At 54.4% G+C, this 19,003-nt stretch carries 14 protein-coding genes and 2 pseudogenes; 5 read left to right on the top strand and 11 right to left on the bottom strand.

Translation table 11 applies throughout. The annotated features are described in order from the left end of the window. Positions 1-37: 37 nt before the first annotated feature. The 5 genes from MRBBS_RS03055 to typA all read right to left on the bottom strand — a co-directional run bounded on the left by MRBBS_RS03055 (position 38) and on the right by typA (position 5,825). Positions 38-850, bottom strand: coding sequence for a DUF547 domain-containing protein (locus tag MRBBS_RS03055; protein ID WP_227497567.1), 813 nt, complete (start codon positions 848-850; stop codon positions 38-40). A 129-nt stretch (positions 851-979) separates the two neighbouring features. Continuing rightward, positions 980-2,002, bottom strand: a complete 1,023-nt coding sequence (locus MRBBS_RS03050; protein ID WP_014869949.1) for a porin — start codon at positions 2,000-2,002, stop codon at positions 980-982. A 336-nt stretch (positions 2,003-2,338) separates the two neighbouring features. Next, the gene (gene dtd / locus MRBBS_RS03045; RefSeq protein WP_014869948.1) at positions 2,339-2,791 is read right to left on the bottom strand and encodes a D-aminoacyl-tRNA deacylase; all 453 of its coding nucleotides are present in this window, start codon (positions 2,789-2,791) and stop codon (positions 2,339-2,341) included. A gap of 128 nt (positions 2,792-2,919) precedes the next feature. Further along, entirely contained in the window at positions 2,920-3,879 is a 960-nt protein-coding gene (gene pip, locus MRBBS_RS03040) for a prolyl aminopeptidase (protein WP_014869947.1), read from the bottom strand. 134 nt (positions 3,880-4,013) lie between these two features. Further along, a complete protein-coding gene (gene typA, locus MRBBS_RS03035; RefSeq protein ID WP_014869946.1) occupies positions 4,014-5,825 on the bottom strand; it encodes a translational GTPase TypA in 1,812 nt (603 codons plus the stop codon). A 511-nt stretch (positions 5,826-6,336) separates the two neighbouring features. On the opposite strand from typA, the gene glnA reads away from it, so the two are divergent. The 4 genes from glnA to ntrC all read left to right on the top strand — a co-directional run bounded on the left by glnA (position 6,337) and on the right by ntrC (position 11,157). Beyond that, a complete protein-coding gene (gene glnA / locus MRBBS_RS03030; protein ID WP_014869945.1) occupies positions 6,337-7,740 on the top strand; it encodes a glutamate--ammonia ligase in 1,404 nt (467 codons plus the stop codon). A gap of 210 nt (positions 7,741-7,950) precedes the next feature. After that, positions 7,951-8,475: a DUF4124 domain-containing protein gene (locus MRBBS_RS03025; RefSeq protein WP_014869944.1), complete on the top strand. Its 525-nt coding sequence runs from the start codon at positions 7,951-7,953 to the stop codon at positions 8,473-8,475. Between the two features lie 118 nt (positions 8,476-8,593). Next, positions 8,594-9,736, top strand: coding sequence for a nitrogen regulation protein NR(II) (glnL, locus tag MRBBS_RS03020; RefSeq protein ID WP_014869943.1), 1,143 nt, complete (start codon positions 8,594-8,596; stop codon positions 9,734-9,736). Further along, positions 9,733-11,157 carry a nitrogen regulation protein NR(I) gene (gene ntrC, locus MRBBS_RS03015; RefSeq protein ID WP_014869942.1) on the top strand — a complete coding sequence of 475 codons (1,425 nt, stop codon included), beginning with the start codon at positions 9,733-9,735 and terminating at the stop codon, positions 11,155-11,157. The genes glnL and ntrC overlap by 4 nt, the downstream gene beginning before the upstream one ends. 54 nt (positions 11,158-11,211) lie before the next feature. Here ntrC and MRBBS_RS19860 read toward each other — a convergent pair whose 3' ends face one another. The 5 genes and pseudogenes from MRBBS_RS19860 to MRBBS_RS03000 all read right to left on the bottom strand — a co-directional run bounded on the left by MRBBS_RS19860 (position 11,212) and on the right by MRBBS_RS03000 (position 15,387). Beyond that, complete coding sequence (locus MRBBS_RS19860; protein ID WP_227497700.1) at positions 11,212-11,529, bottom strand: hypothetical protein; 318 nt, start codon at positions 11,527-11,529, stop codon at positions 11,212-11,214. A 92-nt stretch (positions 11,530-11,621) separates the two neighbouring features. Then, positions 11,622-12,074, bottom strand: a pseudogene (locus MRBBS_RS20390) (DUF3141 domain-containing protein); the annotation flags it as partial. After that, positions 12,055-13,199 (bottom strand): annotated as a pseudogene (locus MRBBS_RS20200) (DUF3141 domain-containing protein). The pseudogenes MRBBS_RS20200 and MRBBS_RS20390, both read right to left, overlap by 20 nt. A 162-nt stretch (positions 13,200-13,361) precedes the next feature. Next, on the bottom strand, positions 13,362-13,958 hold the full coding sequence (gene ssb / locus MRBBS_RS03005) for a single-stranded DNA-binding protein (RefSeq protein WP_041635449.1): 597 nt from the start codon (positions 13,956-13,958) through the stop codon (positions 13,362-13,364). Between the two features lie 58 nt (positions 13,959-14,016). After that, entirely contained in the window at positions 14,017-15,387 is a 1,371-nt protein-coding gene (locus MRBBS_RS03000; RefSeq protein ID WP_014869939.1) for an MFS transporter, read from the bottom strand. 154 nt (positions 15,388-15,541) lie between these two features. Here MRBBS_RS03000 and uvrA point away from each other — a divergent pair, with 154 nt between their 5' ends. Next, positions 15,542-18,385: an excinuclease ABC subunit UvrA gene (gene uvrA, locus MRBBS_RS02995; RefSeq protein WP_014869938.1), complete on the top strand. Its 2,844-nt coding sequence runs from the start codon at positions 15,542-15,544 to the stop codon at positions 18,383-18,385. Between the two features lie 221 nt (positions 18,386-18,606). On the opposite strand, the gene rplQ is transcribed toward uvrA, so the two are convergent. Then, positions 18,607-18,996 (bottom strand): 50S ribosomal protein L17, encoded by a 390-nt coding sequence (gene rplQ, locus MRBBS_RS02990; RefSeq protein WP_041635048.1) that lies wholly within the window; start codon positions 18,994-18,996, stop codon positions 18,607-18,609. Between the last annotated feature and the right edge of the window lie 7 nt (positions 18,997-19,003).

Genomic DNA, 19,003 nt, shown 5'->3' with positions numbered 1-19,003 from the left:
GCCAAAACTGAGGCAGGTACTTGTCATTGGGCCCTGATTACATGTCAGCCCGCAAACGGCTGAGGTTGCGCCCGTTCAGCGTTCCGTTGACACGCCAGTCATAAGGAATGTCGGGCACAAGTGTCAGGTCCTTAGCGAGCTCTGGCCGATAATGACGAACAAACGCTTCGACACCGCCGTAGGGTTCAAAATCGCTTTCAAACCAATCGAAAATACTGGACAGATGAAGTACGTCATCTTTCTTATTAAAAATAATACCTTTGTTCTCTTGTTTCAAAAACTGAACGCTTTGGTCATCCAGTTGCTTGTCAAGACGACTGGAGACATAAGGTTCATGGCGCAGATCCGGGCAGCTCATAGAGGCGCAATTAATCGCCATATGCACCCGGGGGTCGCCCATCGCCCTCAAAACATCGTTTTCCAAAGCTCGCAGTGTGACAGTTTCGCCACCCACGACACCGGCATCGTGGGCCCAGACCGGATTCAACATAGAACCTAACGACCGCAACGTCTGTAATGGCCAATGCTGCTGAACCATGTTCATTGAAAGAATATTGTAGGCGTTGAGGTAAAAGGCCTTTTTTTGATCTTGCGAGTGCAAGCCTGCAACCGGGAACTTGGCTAGGGCCTGAACCAACGCTGCCCACGCCGGATCACCGGACAACGCCGAATAATCGACCATCCGCGCCTGCATAAAGACCTTTTCACCCACGGTCGTGTGACGATCCAGCAACTCTGCGTATTGCGCATTGAACGCCTGAAGCGCCGGCTCTGAATTGGTTTGAGCGTTACACATCGACGAAAAAACGACCAAAATCAAGGCCATGGAGCAACAGGAAATAAAGCGCATACCACCTCCAACGTTGCCGTATACGTTACCGGCTTGCTGATCAAACTTCACGCAAATGCAAAAAAAAACCGATGATCCAAAGATCACCGGTTTTCAATACTACCAAATTAGCTAATTAACTTAGCTGAATTAGAAGTAGTAAACAGCGCCAACAGCAGCAACTTGCTTCTGGTCGGAACCAGCAACTGCGCCGTCATAATCTGCGTCGTTTGAGTAGAAGAAAGCTTCCGTGTAAACGTACATGTTGTCGGAAAGGTTATGCAGCGCTTGCAGGGCAATTACGTCTTCTTGGTCACCGTTTTTCGTGCCAACAGTGTCATCTTCAACAACCTGGTAGGCCAAAGAGAACTGGTTAGCGCCCAGTGCGTAAACACCAATAACTCCGAATTCATTGGATACGTCTTTACGGGTTTGATACTCACCAGTAACGCTCAGGTCACCCATGCTGTAGGTGGCGCGTAAGCCGTAGGTATTTTCGTTATTTTTATTAGTTTCAAGAACACTCTCTGAATACCCAGTAGACCCATCGTTAGAGTCCATAGCAAATGCCAGCTCTAAGGCGTCTACCGTATAGATCGCAGCCAACTGGTACGGATAGGATTTTCCGCCAACTGTGCTATCACCATTAATTTGTAGCGAAGCGCCCAGTGTCAGACCGCCAAAAGATGGCGACGAGTACTGAATCTGGTCACCTTCACCAGTTGAGTAGCTGCCGTCAAGGCCGGTTCCGATTTCGTGGAAGTTAGCAATTTTTACAATGGCGCGCTCGTAGGTGGAATCGTCCGTGCCTACCCATAGTTGACCAAAGCTGTCGCTTTTCACACCGATGTAGGCTTCATCCAGCTTATCGATACCTTTACTGTTGGCCTTATCATCAGCATTGATGCCTTCCAGCTCAAGCTTGAAAAAACCGGTCAGGCCAGGAGCGATCAAGTGTTCGTGTTTGACACCCAGTGTTGTGCCGTTGTCGAATTGGTCAATTTCGGAGCCGGCGTTATCGATGCTTGTGTTGGTAATAGCATACTGAATGTTGCCGTATACAGACGGCATGGAATCCATCCTTGCAGCCAGCTCAGAAGCGCTTTCCATTGCCAGCGCAGTGCCTGAGAAGGAAATGGCAGCGATAGCTGATGCAATCAGTGTTTTTTTCATTTTTACGTCTTCCTTTTAGGGTTTTATTCAGGTTTTAACGTCGAGATGAATCCCGATTTAGGTACCGCTTATCAGTTTGAGTGAGCTAAATCATCCATAAACTCTATGTCACTTTCGTGACACACTCTGACTGACGTTGTAACTCTCTACTCATTTCTTATTGTCTGGTTTGACTCTCAATGGGTTAGCAAGCATATTTCATGCATCGCATTACCTGACCTTTTTAATACACCAACAGAACTTTTGCAAATTCTTAATGTGTATTTATCGGCTTTTTTAGCGATTTCTTTGTATATTTAATAATCAGAAAATCCATCTTTACAATTTTTCGGCCATTCATGCAGCCTTCGACTGCAGTAAAAATGTGACAGGGCCATCGTTTATAAGCCCCACCTGCATATCCGCGCCAAATTTACCCTGTTCCACTTTGTCTTTGCCCAGAGCACTGAAAGCTTCTACCACAAACTGGCAGTAAAGCTCATGGGCGGTGTCCGGTGCAGCTGCCCTGGAGAAGCTGGCGCGCGCGCCAGTGCTGGTGTCGGCGGCCAACGTAAATTGGGGAACAACCAGCAGACCGCCGCCGAGACTTTTCAGACTCAGATTCATGCGGCCTTGCTGATCAGGGAAAATGCGGTAATTGATGGTTCGTTGGCACAAGTCTTTTGCTTGCTGGGGCGTGTCAGACTGCTCGATTCCCAGCAACAATAAAACACCGCGGCCAATACTCGCGATGGTATTGCCGTTGACGGTGACCTTGGCTTCTGTCACACGCTGGAGCAGTGCTTTCATTCGAAATCCCCGTAGGTGGGAGTCGACAGTTTATTACGAACCGGCAAGAGTTTATCCATGCTGGCTCAGGATGGCAACCCTACGGGGACCGGCACCTGACGTTGTCATCTTTCTCGTCGGATTTTTTGTTAGCTCGCCCGCTCGACTTTTGCGGCTACATTTTCCACTGCACGCATCAGGGCGTCGACAATGGCGGGTTCTGACGCGCTATGGCCGGCATCGCGAATAATCTGCAAATCCGCTTGTGGCCAGGCGCGGCTAAGAGCCAGCGCGTTGTCCAGTGGGCACACCATGTCGTAACGGCCGTGAACAATGACCGCAGGGATGTTGGCCAGTTTGTGGGCATCGCGCACGATTTGATCGGGTTCAAGAAACGACTGATTCATAAAGTAGTGACATTCGATGCGCGCCAAGGCGATCGCCACGCGGGGGTGACCAAAGTGTTCGACCACGTCTGGATTGGGGTGCAAGGTGGCGCAGCGCCCTTCCCAAATAGACCAGGCCTTTGCCGCCTGAATCTGCTCCAGCTCATTGCGACTGGTCAGGCGTTTGTAGTAGGCCGGCACCATATCGCCACGCTCGTGTTCTGGAATCTGCGCCAGGTAATCTTCCCAGTAGTCAGGGAATACCCGGCTGGCGCCGTTCTGGTAAAACCAGTGAATATCCTCAGGGCGGCACAGAAAAATGCCCCGCAACACCATGCCCGTTACCCGCTGCGGATGGGCCTGCGCGTACACCAGACTTAAGGTGGAGCCCCAGCTGCCACCGAACAGCAGCCACTGGTCAATACCCAAAAACTCACGCAGGGTTTCTATATCCGCTATCAAACGGTCGGTACTGTTGTTTGCAAGCTCCGCCAGCGGCGTTGAGCGCCCTGCGCCGCGCTGGTCCATCAGAATAATGCGAAACCGTTCGGCATCAAAAAAACGCCGGTGGTAATCCTCGCAACCTGCACCGGGGCCGCCGTGTATAAACAACACCGGTATACCCTCAGGATTACCACTTTCTTCAACGTAAAGTTGATGGGGCTCTTCAACCACCAGCCGGTGTGTGGCGTAAGGCTTTATATCGGGAAACAAGGTGCGCATGGCAGCTCCGCAGTTATAGGAATGATTGCGGTAGTGTAGCGAAGTTACCGCGAAGCGGGGGCGCGATTGATGAACGGCGCACAAAAAAACCGGCCGCTGTTTCCAGCGACCGGTTTTTTACTACGCTGCCAGCGTTACTTCTTGCCGGCGCGCTTACGATCGTTTTCAGTCAGGTGCTTCTTGCGCAAACGGATCGACTTGGGCGTTACTTCCACCAGCTCGTCGTCGTCAATAAACTCCAGCGCCTGCTCCAGGGTGTGCTTGATGGGCGGGACCAAAGGAATCACTTCGTCTTTGCCAGACGCGCGCATGTTATCCAGCTTCTTACCCTTGGTCGGGTTGATCACCAGATCGTTGTCGCGGCTGTGAATACCACACAACTGGCCTTCGTAAACAGCCTGACCTGGGTCAAGGAACAGCTTGCCGCGGCTTTGCAGGGTTTCCAGCGAGTACGTCAGCGCTGTGCCTGTGGCCATGGAAACCAACACGCCGTTCTGGCGACTGGTGACATCACCGGCCTTGATCGGGCCGTAATGGCTGAAGGTTGAGGTCAGGATACCGGTGCCGGATGTCATCGTCAGGAACGAGTTCCGGAAGCCAATCAAACCACGGGCCGGAATGGTGTATTCCAGGCGCATGCGGCCTTTACCATCGGGAACCATGTTGGTGAGCTCGCCCCTGCGCAATCCAAACTGCTCCATCAAAGGGCCCTGGTGTTGCTCTTCAATGTCAACGATGACATTTTCATAGGGCTCTTGCTTTACGCCATCCACAACCTTGATGACCACTTCCGGGCGACCTACGGCCAGCTCGAAGTTTTCACGACGCATGTTTTCAATCAACACCGACAGGTGCAGCTCGCCACGGCCAGACACCTTGAACTTGTCCATGGTGTCGCCGTCTTCAACCCGCAGGGCTACGTTGTGCAGCAGCTCTTTTTCAAGGCGGTCTTTGATGTTACGGCTGGTCACGAACTTGCCTTCTCTACCGCAGAAGGGCGAATCGTTGACCTGGAACGTCATGGATACGGTGGGCTCGTCAACCGTCAGCGGCGGCAAAGCCTCTACATTATTGAGGTCGCACAGAGTGTCGGAGATGTGAATCTGGTCCAAACCGCTGATACAAATAATATCGCCGGCCTGGGCTTCGTCCACTTCAACCCGATGCAGGCCGGAGTGGCCCATAATTTTCAAAATACGGCCCTGGCGTTTTTTGCCGTCGGCGCCGACGGCAATCACCTGTGTGTTGGTTTTTATCTTGCCGCGGGCAATACGACCAATACCGATAACGCCCAGAAAGCTGCTGTAGTCCAGCTGCGAGATCTGCATCTGGAAGGGGCCTTCCCGATCAACATTAGGTGCCGGCACGTGGTCAACGATGGCCTGGAATACCGGATCCATGTTGTCGACCAGATTTTCATGCTCCAAACCGGAAATGCCGTTAAGCGCACTGGCGTAAACAATTGGGAAGTCCAGCTGTTCGTCGGTAGCACCCAGGCTGTCAAACAGGTCAAATACCTGCTCTACAACCCAGTCTGGGCGGGCGCCCGGGCGGTCAATTTTGTTAACGATGACAATCGGACGCAAACCTGCAGCAAAGGCTTTCTGGGTTACAAAGCGAGTTTGTGGCATCGGGCCGTCGATGGAATCAACCACCAGCAGCACACAATCCACCATGCTCATTACGCGCTCCACTTCACCGCCAAAATCGGCGTGCCCCGGCGTGTCTACGATGTTGATGTCGTAGCCGTTCCATTTCAGCGCGGTGTTTTTGGCCAAAATGGTGATGCCACGTTCTTTTTCCTGATCATTGGAATCCATGACGCGCTCGCTTTCGAGCTCTTTACGGTCAAGGGTGCCAGAGAGGCGCAGCAGTTTGTCGACCAGCGTGGTTTTACCATGGTCAACGTGGGCAATAATGGCGATATTACGAAGGTTCTCAATCACAACTTTAGTCCTGCGGCGTGCTTACAATGACCTGAGAGGGCTTTAAGAAGGCTGGACCGTCTCAAATCTATAAAATGAACCCATTCGCTGGCACTGGGCGTGGCCAGGCTCCGGCACAAAGTAATCGCCAGAGCAATGAGGGTCGCGCATTATAGCGAAAAGTCGGTTTCGATAATATGCGCGTGAATGTTTATTTCTTAAACAATTTGCGCACCATTATCAGGCGAAAAACCGAAAGCTGCACAAATCTGGTGCAAAGGTGGCCATTTGTAGACCTTAGTCAGCGCTTACACCCCGCGCGCTAACCCGCAATTTTGTAGAGTTCAGACCCACAGGCTTGGCCACATTGAAACTGGCAAGCTGTTTGCTTAGCATTGTGTAAAGGCCGAAACTACACTCGTGACAAGGCGACTAAAACCGGTTAAAAGGAAGGTAACCCACACAGGCATTTGCTAAGCTGCGCAAATCCTGGAACAGATGGGCTTCCACAACCCCCCAACGGAGCATGCAGATGTCCAAAACCATTGATTTGATCACCCAGCACGATGCGAAATGGATTGACTTACGTTTTACCGATCCCCATGGCAAAGAACATCACGTAACCATACCGGCCACCGAAGCCTCTGAAGACTTTTTCATCGACGGCAAAATGTTCGATGGTTCTTCGATTTCTGGCTGGAAAACCATTAATGAATCGGACATGATTCTGATGCCGGATGACACCAGCGCAGTAGCTGATCCCTTTACCGAAGAATCTACCATTAACATCAGCTGCGACATTGTGGAACCCACCACGATGCAAGGCTACGAGCGCGACCCTCGCTCAGTAGCGCGCCGCACCGAAGAATACCTGAAGTCTACAGGCATCGCCGACAGCGCTTTGTTTGGCCCCGAGCCCGAGTTCTTTGTGTTTGATTCGGTGAAGTGGAAAACCGACATGCAGGGCTCGATGTACGAGATTCATTCTGAAGAGGCTGCCTGGTCGTCCGGCAAAGATTTTGATGGCAATAACACTGGCCATCGCCCGCGCGTGAAAGGTGGCTACTTCCCGGTGCCTCCGGTCGACAGCCTGCACGACCTGCGTGGTGCCATGTGCGGCGCCATGGCCTCTATGGGCCTGGAAATTGAAGTGCATCACCATGAAGTTGGCACTGCTGGCCAGTGCGAAATTGGCGTTGGCGCTGCTACCTTGACCCGCAAAGCCGATGAAGTTCAAATTCTGAAATATTGCGTGCACAACGTAGCCCACGCCTACGGAAAAACCGCGACGTTTATGCCTAAGCCTGTGGTAGGTGATAACGGCTCGGGCATGCACGTACACATGTCGATGAGCAAAGATGGCAAAAACCTGTTTGCCGGCGACAGCTATGCGGGTCTGAGCGAAATGGCATTGTTCTATATTGGCGGTATTATCAAGCACGCCAAAGCGATAAATGCTTTCACCAACCCCGCCACCAACAGCTACAAGCGTTTGGTACCGCACTATGAAGCCCCGGTTATGCTGGCCTATTCTGCCCGCAACCGCTCAGCTTCTATCCGTATTCCCTACGTTAACAGCCCGAAGGCACGCCGCGTTGAAGTTCGCTTCCCAGACCCGGCAGCGAACCCTTACCTGGCATTTTCAGCACTGATGATGGCTGGCCTGGACGGTATCCAGAACAAGATTCATCCTGGCGATGCCATGGACAAAGATCTTTACGATTTGCCAAAAGAAGAAGCACTGGACATCCCGAAAGTGGCCGAGACCCTGCAAGAAGCGCTGCAGTGCCTGGAAGCCGATCACGAGTTTTTGACCCGTGGCGGCGTGTTTACCGAAGACATGATTCGCGCTTATATTGACCTTAAGCGCGCTGACGTAGAGCGCATGAACATGACCACTCACCCGGTTGAGTTCGAACTCTACTATTCTTGCTAAACAGGTGACACCACACAGGTGATACATCGCCAGCACTCGGGGTAACTCAACGCCCGGGCGATGGCACAAAAGACCGGAGCGGCTGCCCATCAGCTTCTCTGGTTTTTTTGTGTCTGTGGTTTTTTTATGCCTGCATGACCATCCAGCGGCGTTGAAATAAAACGCTCGGGCGCTGATAATCGAGCATATATACAGTTCCGAGGAAAGCGTATGAAACCGGTTATTGTGATTGCTGCTGCAACCCTGTTACTGATCAACGGAGCGGCACAGGCCGAGGTGTATCGCCAGGTAGACGCCCAAGGCAATGTGACTTTTTCTGATGAGCCCTCCTCTGGTGCCGAAGCCATACAGGTAAGACCGGTAACCACCATTACGCTGCCGAAAATGCAGGATTTAGAACAGTTTGATCAGCCGCAGCAGCAGGAACAGCCGCCAAGCTCCCTTTATGAGCTGGTGAGGATTGTTTATCCGCGCAATAACGAGGCGTTCCACAGCGGCAATGGCGACGTAGAATTCAGCGTAGTCAGCAGCCCGCAACTGCGCGATGGGCACAAGTACGAAGTAACTCTGGACGGCCAGCCCGTTGGCCAAAGCACCTCAGGCACTATTTTGGTGCAGACGATTGACCGTGGCACCCATCAAGCCGGAGTCAACATCGTGAACCGCCGTGGTGTTCAGGTTGGTTCGGGCACTGGTATTACCTTCACCATCCACCGCCCTTCCCGCCTAAACTGAGCGTTCGCCCGGATGTGATTAGCGCTGATGGCTCTTGGCCTGGCCCGGTTCTTGCTTATCTTAGACCAAGGCCGTCTGCCAAAACCAGACCCACTCAAATACAGCGAACCCGCTTGTTATGGCTAACGCTTCAAACTCGGTGACCGGTTACCCACACATTGTTGACAGTCTGAGCACCGCTCTGTTGGTGATGGACCGTAATCTGCTAATTCACTATATGAACCCAGCTGCCGAAAATTTGCTGGCAGTAAGCGCAACTCGCAGCCATGGCATGGCTTTCAGCGGTATTGTGCTGGTTGCCGGCGATACCGAACGCCGGCTGAAAGCAGCAGCCGACCACGGGCGGTCTTTCAGCCAGCATGAAGCTGAGTACATGTTGATGAACGGTGCGCGCATGATCGTGGATTACACGGTAACGCCGATTAACCCGGAAGGTGATTTGCTGCTGGAAATCTGGCGCCGCGACCAGTTACTGCGCATTAATCGTGAAGAAGACATCCTGTCGCAGCAGGAAACCAATCGGGTGCTGGTGCGCGGTATGGCGCACGAAATCAAAAATCCTCTGGGCGGTATACGCGGCGCCGCGCAATTGCTAGACCGCGAGTTGCAGAGCGCCGAACTGCGCGAATACACCCAGGTGATCATCGACGAAGCCGATAGGCTACGTAGCCTGGTTGACCGCATGCTGGGACCCAACAAAGCGCCCAGGCTCATTCGCACCAACATCCACGAGGTTCTGGAGCGGGTGCGCGCGCTAGTAGAAGCCGAAAGCCACGGCAAACTGACATTCAAACGGGATTTCGACCCCAGCCTGCCGGAGTTCTGTGCTGACCGCGAACAGCTGATTCAGGCATTTTTGAACATTGCCCGCAACGCGATGGAAGCTTGCCTGGAAAGCCCTGACGGCCCCGGCAACTTTGACAGCCGTAATAGCCATCACAACCGTGACAACTCTTCGAGCAACACCAGCGAGCCGGCCACCATAACCTTCCGCACCCGTACCCTGCGCCAGTTCACCATAGGCCCGGTCCGTCACCGTTTAGTCTGCCGGATAGACGTCATAGACAACGGCCCGGGCATCAGCCCACAGCTGCAACAGAATATTTTTTATCCGATGATCAGCGGGCGCGCCAGCGGTAATGGCCTGGGGCTGGCTATTACCCAGAGCATTATTGGCCGCCACCATGGACTGGTGGAATGTAACAGCGAACCCGGACACACCAACTTTGTTATTTATCTGCCCGTCGAGGAGTGCACATGAGTACGTCTACAGTGGCCTGGATTATTGATGACGATCGCAGCATCCGCTGGGTACTGGACCGAGCGCTGACCCAGGCCGGGCTGCGCACCCGCAGCTTCGACAACGGTGACAACATCATGCGCCAGCTCGAGCACGAGCAGCCCGACGTCATCATCAGCGACATTCGCATGCCGGGCATAGACGGCTTGAGCCTGTTGGCGCGCATTACCGAGAGCCATCCCGGCCTTCCGGTGATTATCATGACCGCCCATTCTGACCTGGAAAGCGCCGTAAGCAGCTACCAGACCGGCGCGTTTGATTACCTGCCAAAACCGTTTGACCTGGACGACGCCGTGGCTCTGGTTCGGCGCGCCGCCGGCCACAGCCGCGAACGTCGCGCAAAAACCGACAGCGTTCATGACAAGGCCGCAGACAGCGCCGAAATTATTGGCGAAGCGCCGGCCATGCAAGAGGTGTTTCGCGCCATAGGCCGGCTGTCGCACTCTAATATTACCGTGCTGATTAACGGCGAAAGCGGCACCGGCAAAGAGCTGGTGGCACAAGCCCTGCACAATCACAGCCCGCGCACCGGGCAGCCGTTTATTGCGTTGAATATGGCCGCGATTCCAAAAGACTTGGTGGAGTCAGAGCTGTTCGGCCACGAGAAAGGCGCGTTCACTGGCGCTGCAGCTACGCGCCAGGGACGCTTCGAGCAAGCCGACGGCGGCACCCTGTTTCTGGACGAAATTGGTGACATGCCCGCAGACAGCCAGACCCGCCTGCTGCGAGTATTGGCCGACGGTGAATTCTACCGGGTGGGTGGCACCACAGCGGTCAAGGTGGATGTGCGCATTATTGCCGCCACTCATCAAAACCTGGAAACCCTGGTGCAGGCCGGCAGCTTTCGCGAAGACCTGTTCCACCGCTTGAACGTGATACGCATACACTTGCCTCGGCTGACCGAGCGCCGCGAAGACATACCGCAACTGCTAAGCTATTTTCTCAAACGTGCGGCAAAAGAGCTGAATGTAGACGCCAAGCTGCTACGCCCAGACGCCGAGGCTTACTTGTCTACCCTGCCCTGGCCCGGCAATGTGCGCCAGCTGGAAAACACCTGTCGCTGGTTAACGGTGATGGCCAGCGGCCGTGAAGTTCACGTCGACGACCTGCCGCCAGAGCTGCGCCAACAAGCGGCCAGCAGCGCCACCGGCAAAACCTGGCAGGAGGCCCTCAGCCTCTGGGCGGAACAGGAGTTCAAGCGCGGCCGCAGTGATCTGCTGACCGGCGCGCTGCCAGAATTTGAAAAAATCATGATCAATGCAGCCCTGCACCACACCGCGGGCCGCCGCCGTGACGCCTCCTTGTTACTGGGCTGGGGCCGCAACACTCTAACCCGTAAAATCAATGAACTGGAGCTGAACTCGGCGGATTCACCGGACTAAGAAAGCTCCAATGACGAGTCTTGGGGACAGATTCGAAATCTGTCCCTGTCTTGCTCAGTCTGCAAACAGCCCCTCAACCACCGCAAGTCGCCTGTCCTGCTCGGCAGTCAGCTTGCCAGCGGCGGATGCCACCCGGTGAATCACACTCAGCACCTGGTCTTTGGACTGAATTTCAGCAAACAGCATTGTGGGGATGGCATCGAGCGCGGCCTGCTGGTCAAGTCGCAGGGCAAAAAACTGCTCGCGCACGGTTTTCTTAAACGAGCCAAGCGAGAGCGTGCTATGTTCGGCACGCATCTCACACAGGGCGTTAAAGGCCCGCTCATCAACCCCACCTCCACCCATTGAGATACACACAAGGCTGCGAACCACGGCTTCGTGCACTCCACCTTAACCAATGCACCCGTGGTTTTCAGACCCGCCATCGCCTGAACAACAGGGGAACCGTAGAACGTCATAAAACAGCGTTCGATGGCGCCATCACGAAAGTCACGGAAGCCGTCAAGTGCCGCTACCACGGAACCGGAATAGTTTTCCTGCTGCTTAACAAACCAGTTATCATCAGACACGGGCTTTCGCGCCTTCCTTACCCGCTCGGCCAGGTCCGCAAGCGTTGTCATCAGCGGGTTAAGCTCAGAGAACACGTGATAAGGCAACTCGGCTGGAGTTAACCTACGCAGCCACTCCATCACATCTGCATTGGACTGGGCGCTCACAGCAGCGACTAATCTGGCCTGGGCACGCACCAAGGGCTGCAGCAGTATGCGGTAAAACCCCAGGTTAATATCTGACACCCGTTTGACCGTTGCGAAGCGTCGCTCGTCGTCCAGGTTTGGCTGAACAACCGCTGCCACGTCTGCCAACGAACGCGGTTCGAAGCGCACCAGCCAATCACCCTCAACCCATTGCGGGTTCATCGTATCGTCGGCCTTTGGCCGTCATAACCGCTTCATAGAGCCCCGGGGGCAGAATATCGATAAGATCGATATTTGATGAAAACTCCTGATGCTGCTTGCGGGCAACGCTGCCGGAAACAAAGATTCCAAGATGACCAACGCTTTCGTGAATCGCGTAGACGATGGTCTGGCCGGCTGCGAAAATGTCTTCGTCCGAACTGTATAAATCACAAATCCAGCCCAGCGCCTGGGATGGCGGAGTGATGTTGTCGCCCTCGGAACAGAAGCACAGAATCGGCGAACGGATATTACGCAGATCAATCCTGGTGCCATCACCGCTGACCAGTTCTGCCGTTGCCATCCGATTGCCAATAAACAGCTCGTCGACAATCCACTGCATTTCCTCGGCGGATAAATCCACATGGCCACCCCACCATTTTTCGAACTCGAGGAATCTTGGCGCCTCGGTGTCAATATTAGCCCAGAGGTGATGGTACTTGCTCCAAAGGGTATTGGCAGGGTCAAGGTTATCAAAACCACTGACCAGATGGCCGCCATCGAATTTTCCACCACCCATGTCACTGGTTAGTGCTGTCAGCCAACTGCCGCCAGCATCATCACCGCCCAGCCCGCCTGGCAGTTCCCGATAATGCAGGGTTTACCCTCTGCTTCGGCGTGACGGGCAATAACCGCCTCCAGAAAATGCCCGTGGGCGTGCATAACGTCGTCGATAGTCTGGTGTGGCAGCGGGTCTGGTGTGAAGCCCACGAAATAGCAGGTATGCCCGACCTTTATGGCCACGCCCAGCTCGCTGTCGGCCTTAAAACCGCCGATTCCAGGCCCTTGGCCTGCGCGGGGATCGAACACGACAAACGGCCGTTTGAGCGGGTCAATCGTTACACCGGCGGAAGGCTCGATGCGGGCAAGCCAGAAATTAGCGGGGCGCTGAAAGTTTCGCGCATCCAGAATTATTTCAAGATCAAACCCCAGCACGTGCGGTATCGTTATCGCTTTGTGCCGGTAATACTCTTGACTGCGTTGGCGCAACACTCCGCAAAACAAAACGCTGCGCTGTAGCGCATCGATTGTGTATTCAGTGATGGCATGCCCGCGGGGAGTGACTGCAGACTGAGAATTCGCACTCATTTATTCGCTCCTAAATCCGCCTAACGGGGCACTAGAAGCTTCGGCAAGTAACGCTGACTCTTTTTGTAGCGCGGGCAACCCCGTGGACTGCAAAAAACCCCGCAAAAGCGGGGTCTTAGAACTGAATGTAACGCCAAACGTTACACTTTCATCACCTATCGCCTAAAATGGAATATCATCATCAAAATCATCCACCGGATCTGGCATGGTGTTTTTCTGCGGCGATGACGGAGCGTTGACCGGTTGCTGATTGTAATTTTCGTTCTGGGAGCCCTGATTATAGCCGCCATCGTCTTGCGGAGGCTGATTGGCATTCTGTGGACGCGCCGGCGCCTGCTGCGGGCGATTTTGCGGCTGGCCTTGACCTTGTTGGCCCTGCCCTTGGCCCTGGTTCATGCCGCCGCCGTCACTATTGCGGCTGTCCAACATCTGCATCTGGCCGCTGATATCCACAACCACTTCGGTGGTGTAAACGTCTTGGCCGTCCTTGTTCTGCCATTTGCGGGTTTGCAGTTTGCCTTCAACATAAATCTTCGAACCTTTGCGCAGGTACTGGCCCGCTACTTCCGCCACTTTGCCGAACATGACAATTTTGTGCCATTCGGTTTTTGGCACCATTTGACCGGTTTGACGGTCTTTATAGCTTTCGTCGGTGGCTATACTCAGATTAACCACGGCGTTGCCGTTGGGGGTATAACGGGTGTCTGGGTCTTGCCCCAGGTTGCCAATTAGAATGACTTTATTGATGCCTCGTGCCATGTTCTGCTCCTGAATAAAGTGTCGTGGCGGCTCGCGCTCCTTGCGCGCCGCCAGAATTTCACGGCCTTTCAGTTTGCTGCACAAATTCCGTGTCGGCAAGCAAGGCCTCATCAAAAAACTGCCGGTCTATCTTCAGATAGGCAGTCGCTGCTTCTTCCATTATAACCACATCTTTTACGCCCGGCAGGGCGCGCAGAAAACTGTCTGCATCGCTATAGCTGAGCGTTGCATCTGGCTCTAACTTTACCACAAAACCACTGGTATACCCTGGTGCCGGCATGGTCAGCGCCACCAGCAGCCACACCACCAGTACAGCCACCATTAATCCCAGCACGCCGGTTACGCCGATCTGTTGTAGCAGGTAGCCGCCCAAGGCCCCGCCCAGAAACGCACCCATAAACTGAGAGGTAGAATACACCCCCATCGCCGTACCCTTGCTGGCCGCTGGCGCCTCTTTACTAAGCAGCGACGGCAAACTGGCTTCCAGTAAATTGAACGCCATAAAAAAGAAAAACAGCATAAACCAGGCGGCCAGCAGGCTTTCGCCCACTCCCGACAGGGCCGCGCAAGACAGCGCCAGCAAGGCCACGGCGCCGCACAGCACCGGCTTCATTTTGCGCTTTTTCTCGCCAAGAATAATGAACGGCACCATGGCAACAAACGACGTCAGCATCACGCTCAGGTAAAACCACCAGTGTGAGCCGCTGGGTAGGCCCAGGCGATCTTGCAGCAAAGAGGGGAAAACCAGGAACAGCGCGGTAAGCACCAGGTGCAGGGAGAAAATACCAAAATCCAGTCGCAACAGGCGTTGGTCTTTCAACACCCGGCCCACCATAGCCCGGGCCGGTTGTTGCTCTGCACTGACTTTTCTTTGGTGGGGAGTAGGCACCAAGCGCCAAACAACCAAGAGCGCAATCAATGCCAGTGCGGCGGTCAGGTAAAAAATGCCCGACAGGCCCCATCGCGCGCCCACGAGCGGCCCGAGAACGAGAGACACGGAAAACGAAATACCGATGGAGATACCCACCGTGGCCATAGCCTTGGTGCGTTGCTCTTCGCGGGTCAGGTCACTCAGCAAAGCCATTAGTACGCTGGCAATGGCACCGGCACCCTGAAGAATCCGACCCAGAATCACAACGTATATTGACTCAGCTGAGCCGGCCAGCAGACTGCCCGCCGCAAATAGGATCAAGCCAAGGTAGATCATGCGCTTGCGCCCGACCCGGTCAGACAGCAAGCCAAACGGAATTTGCAGCAGTGCTTGGCTTAGCCCATAGGCGCCGATGGCAAAGCCCAGCAGCGCGGGTGTTGCGCCTTCAAGCTCTCCGCCAAGCAGCACAAACACCGGCATAACCATGAACAGCCCGAGCATACGAATGGCGTACACCGACGCCAAAGCAGAAACCGAGCGTTTTTCAAGGGCGTTCATGGAACAGTTCCTCAGACGTTAGCAGAGACTAAAATCAAGCGCAGTAGTGTAACAGAACCGCCACGGCCGGCGCGAAGCCGTATTACACAGCCGCAGCGCTCACAAGGTAGCCGCAGAACGCGGTATACTCATCACTTTTTCCTCGCGAGGTTATATGGACCATATCCAGATCAAGGGTGCCCGCACCCACAATTTGAAGAACATCGACCTGGATATACCCCGGGACAAACTGATTGTGATTACCGGTTTGTCAGGCTCTGGCAAGTCATCACTGGCGTTCGACACTCTTTACGCCGAAGGCCAGCGGCGCTATGTGGAATCGCTGTCGACCTATGCCCGCCAGTTTCTGTCAATGATGGAAAAACCCGACGTGGACCATATTGAAGGGCTTTCGCCGGCCATTTCTATCGAGCAAAAGTCCACATCCCATAACCCGCGCTCTACTGTCGGTACAATTACTGAAATCTACGATTATCTGCGTCTGTTATTTGCTCGCGCCGGCGAACCCCGCTGCCCCGACCACGGCCAACCGCTGGAAGCGCAAACCGTGAGCCAAATGGTGGATCAGATTTTAGCGATGGAAGAAGATTCGCGGTTAATGATTCTGGCCCCAGTGATTCGTGACCGCAAGGGCGAGCACCTGCAAGTGGTTGAAACCATGCGCAGCCAAGGCTTTATACGCCTGCGGATAGATGGCACTGTTTACGACATTGATGACGTCCCGGCTCTGGACAAAAAGCGTAAACACCATATTGATGTGGTGGTCGACCGCTTCAAGGTCAAACCCGGCCTGGAACAACGCCTGGCCGAGAGCTTCGAAACCGCTCTGGCCCTGGCAGACGGCATAGCGCTAGTAGCCGCCATGGATGGCAGCGGCGAAGACACCACACTGTCAGCTCGCTATGCCTGTAACCAGTGTGGTTATGCCATCAGCGAGCTAGAGCCGCGACTGTTCTCGTTCAACAACCCGGCAGGCGCCTGCCCTACCTGCGACGGACTTGGCGTAAAGCAATTTTTCGACTCCGACAAAATCATCCAACATCCAGAGGCCAATCTTGCCTCCGGCGCCATCAAGGGCTGGGACCGCCGCGCGGTGTATTACTTTCAGCTTCTTAGCAGCGTGGCCGAACACTACAATGTTGATTTGGACACTCCCTGGTGCGATTTGCCCGAGCCGGTGCAACAGGTGATGCTGCATGGCTCCGGTGGCGAGGACATTAGCTTTCGCTACGTAAACAGCCGCGGCCACATCATGGAACGTCTGCATTCGTTCGAGGGCATATTACCCAACCTGGAACGGCGTTACCGTGAAACCGATTCCCAAAGTGTCAGGGAAGAACTGGCCCGCAACCTTAGCACCCAGCCGTGCAAAGACTGCGGCGGAACGCGCTTACGCCGTTCAGCACGCAACGTGTTTATCGACAATAGAAACCTTCCCGCCATCGCTCACCTGCCAATTGGCGAGGCGCATCGGTACGTCAGCCAACTGACACTATCGGGCGCCAGAGGCGAAATTGCCGAAAAAGTTCTGAAAGAAGTCCGCCAACGCCTGCAGTTCCTGGTGAACGTGGGGCTGGAATATCTGTCCCTTGAGCGCAGCGCCGATACACTCTCCGGCGGCGAAGCCCAGCGTATACGCTTGGCGAGCCAAATTGGCGCCGGCCTGGTGGGCGTTATGTACATACTGGACGAACCGTCCATTGGCCTGCACCAACGCGACAACGACCGCCTGCTGGAAACTCTTTACCACCTGCGCGACTTGGGTAACACCGTGATTGTAGTCGAGCACGACGAAGACGCCATACTGGCGGCAGACCACGTAATCGACATAGGCCCGGGCGCCGGTGTACACGGCGGGCAAATCATCGCCCAAGGCAAACCGGCAGACATACTCGCAAACCCCAATTCGCTGACGGGCCAATACCTTAATGGCACCAAGTGCATCGCCATACCCGAGAAGCGCAATCCCGGGTCGGGCGAATACCTGAAACTGACCGGTGCCAGCGGCAATAACCTGACCAACGTTGACCTAGCCATCCCCCTAGGCGTAATGACCTGTATTACTGGTGTGTCCGGCTCTGGCAAATCCACGTTGATCAACGGCACCCTGTACCCGATAGCGGCCACGGCATTGAACAAAGCCACAACCCTAAGCCACGGCCCTTACACCAGCATTGAAGGGTTAGACCTGCTCGACAAAGTCATCGACATCGACCAAAGCCCGATCGGCCGCACACCCAGATCCAACCCTGCCACCTACACAGGGCTGTTCACCCCTATCCGCGAACTGTTTTCCGGCACCCAGGAAGCACGTTCAAGAGGTTACAAACCTGGCCGTTTCTCCTTCAACGTCAAGGGTGGACGCTGCGAAGCCTGCCAGGGCGACGGCGTCATCAAAGTAGAAATGCACTTCCTGCCCGACATTTACGTGCCCTGCGACGTCTGCAAAAGCAAACGCTACAACCGCGAGACTCTGGAAGTGCGCTATAAAGGCAAAAACATCCATGAAGTGCTGTCTATGACGGTCGAAGAAGGCCGCGAATTCTTTGATGCCGTGCCCTTCCTGGCTAGAAAACTTCAGACTTTAGTGGACGTGGGCTTGTCGTACATCCGTCTGGGCCAAAGTGCTGTTACGCTATCCGGCGGTGAAGCCCAACGGGTGAAACTCGCCAAAGAGCTGTCCAAGCGCGACACCGGCCAAACCCTGTACATTCTGGACGAACCCACCACCGGCCTACACTTCTATGACATCCAGCAGTTGTTAACCGTGTTGCAGCGCCTACGCGACCACGGCAACACCATCGTGGTCATAGAACACAATCTGGACGTCATTAAAACTGCAGATTGGATAATTGACCTGGGCCCCGAAGGCGGTTCCGGCGGCGGCCTGATCGTCGCGGAAGGGACGCCAGAGCAAGTAGCAGAAAACAAAGCCAGCCACACTGGTCGCTACCTAAAACCCTTGCTAGAAAAGCAAAAAGAGGCCCAACGATCGTAGGTAGCAGATAGGGGCAGATTTGAAACCTGTCCCTTGGATGACACGAGATCGGGGACGGATTTGAAATCCGTCCCCTTTTTTCGTTTTAGCCCGACACTCCACTCGGCCCCATCCCTATTGAGCAGTCTGAACAAACCAGCCACTTTCCCGCAGACGAAAAAAAACCGGCTACCCAAAGGTACCCGGCTTTCTTCAGACAAATAAAGGTTTATAACAACCTATTACTCGTCAACTTCTTCCGCTTCAATATCCAGCGGACGACCGATCAGCTCAACATATGCCATAGGGGCATTGTCGCCTGGGCGGAAACCGCACTTCAGGATACGAAGATATCCACCCGGACGCTCGTTGTAACGGGGACCCAGCTGAGTAAACAGCTTGGCAACCGCTGCATCGTCACGCAGACGTGCAAACGCCAGACGACGATTCGCGACCGAATCTATTTTTGCCAGAGTAATCAAAGGTTCCGCTACCCGACGAAGCTCTTTAGCCTTCGGCAACGTTGTTTTGATCAACTCATGCTCAACCAGTGACGCAGACATGTTACGAAACATGGCCTTGCGATGCGCACTGGTCCTGTTGAACTTACGACCACTCTTACGATGACGCATTGCTCTG

The sequence above is a fragment of the Marinobacter sp. BSs20148 genome, from assembly GCF_000283275.1.
In the GTDB taxonomy this organism is placed as follows: Bacteria; Pseudomonadota; Gammaproteobacteria; order Pseudomonadales; family Oleiphilaceae; genus Marinobacter; species Marinobacter psychrophilus.
Note: the sequence above shows the minus strand (reverse complement) of the source record. Positions and strands in the feature narration are given on the sequence as shown.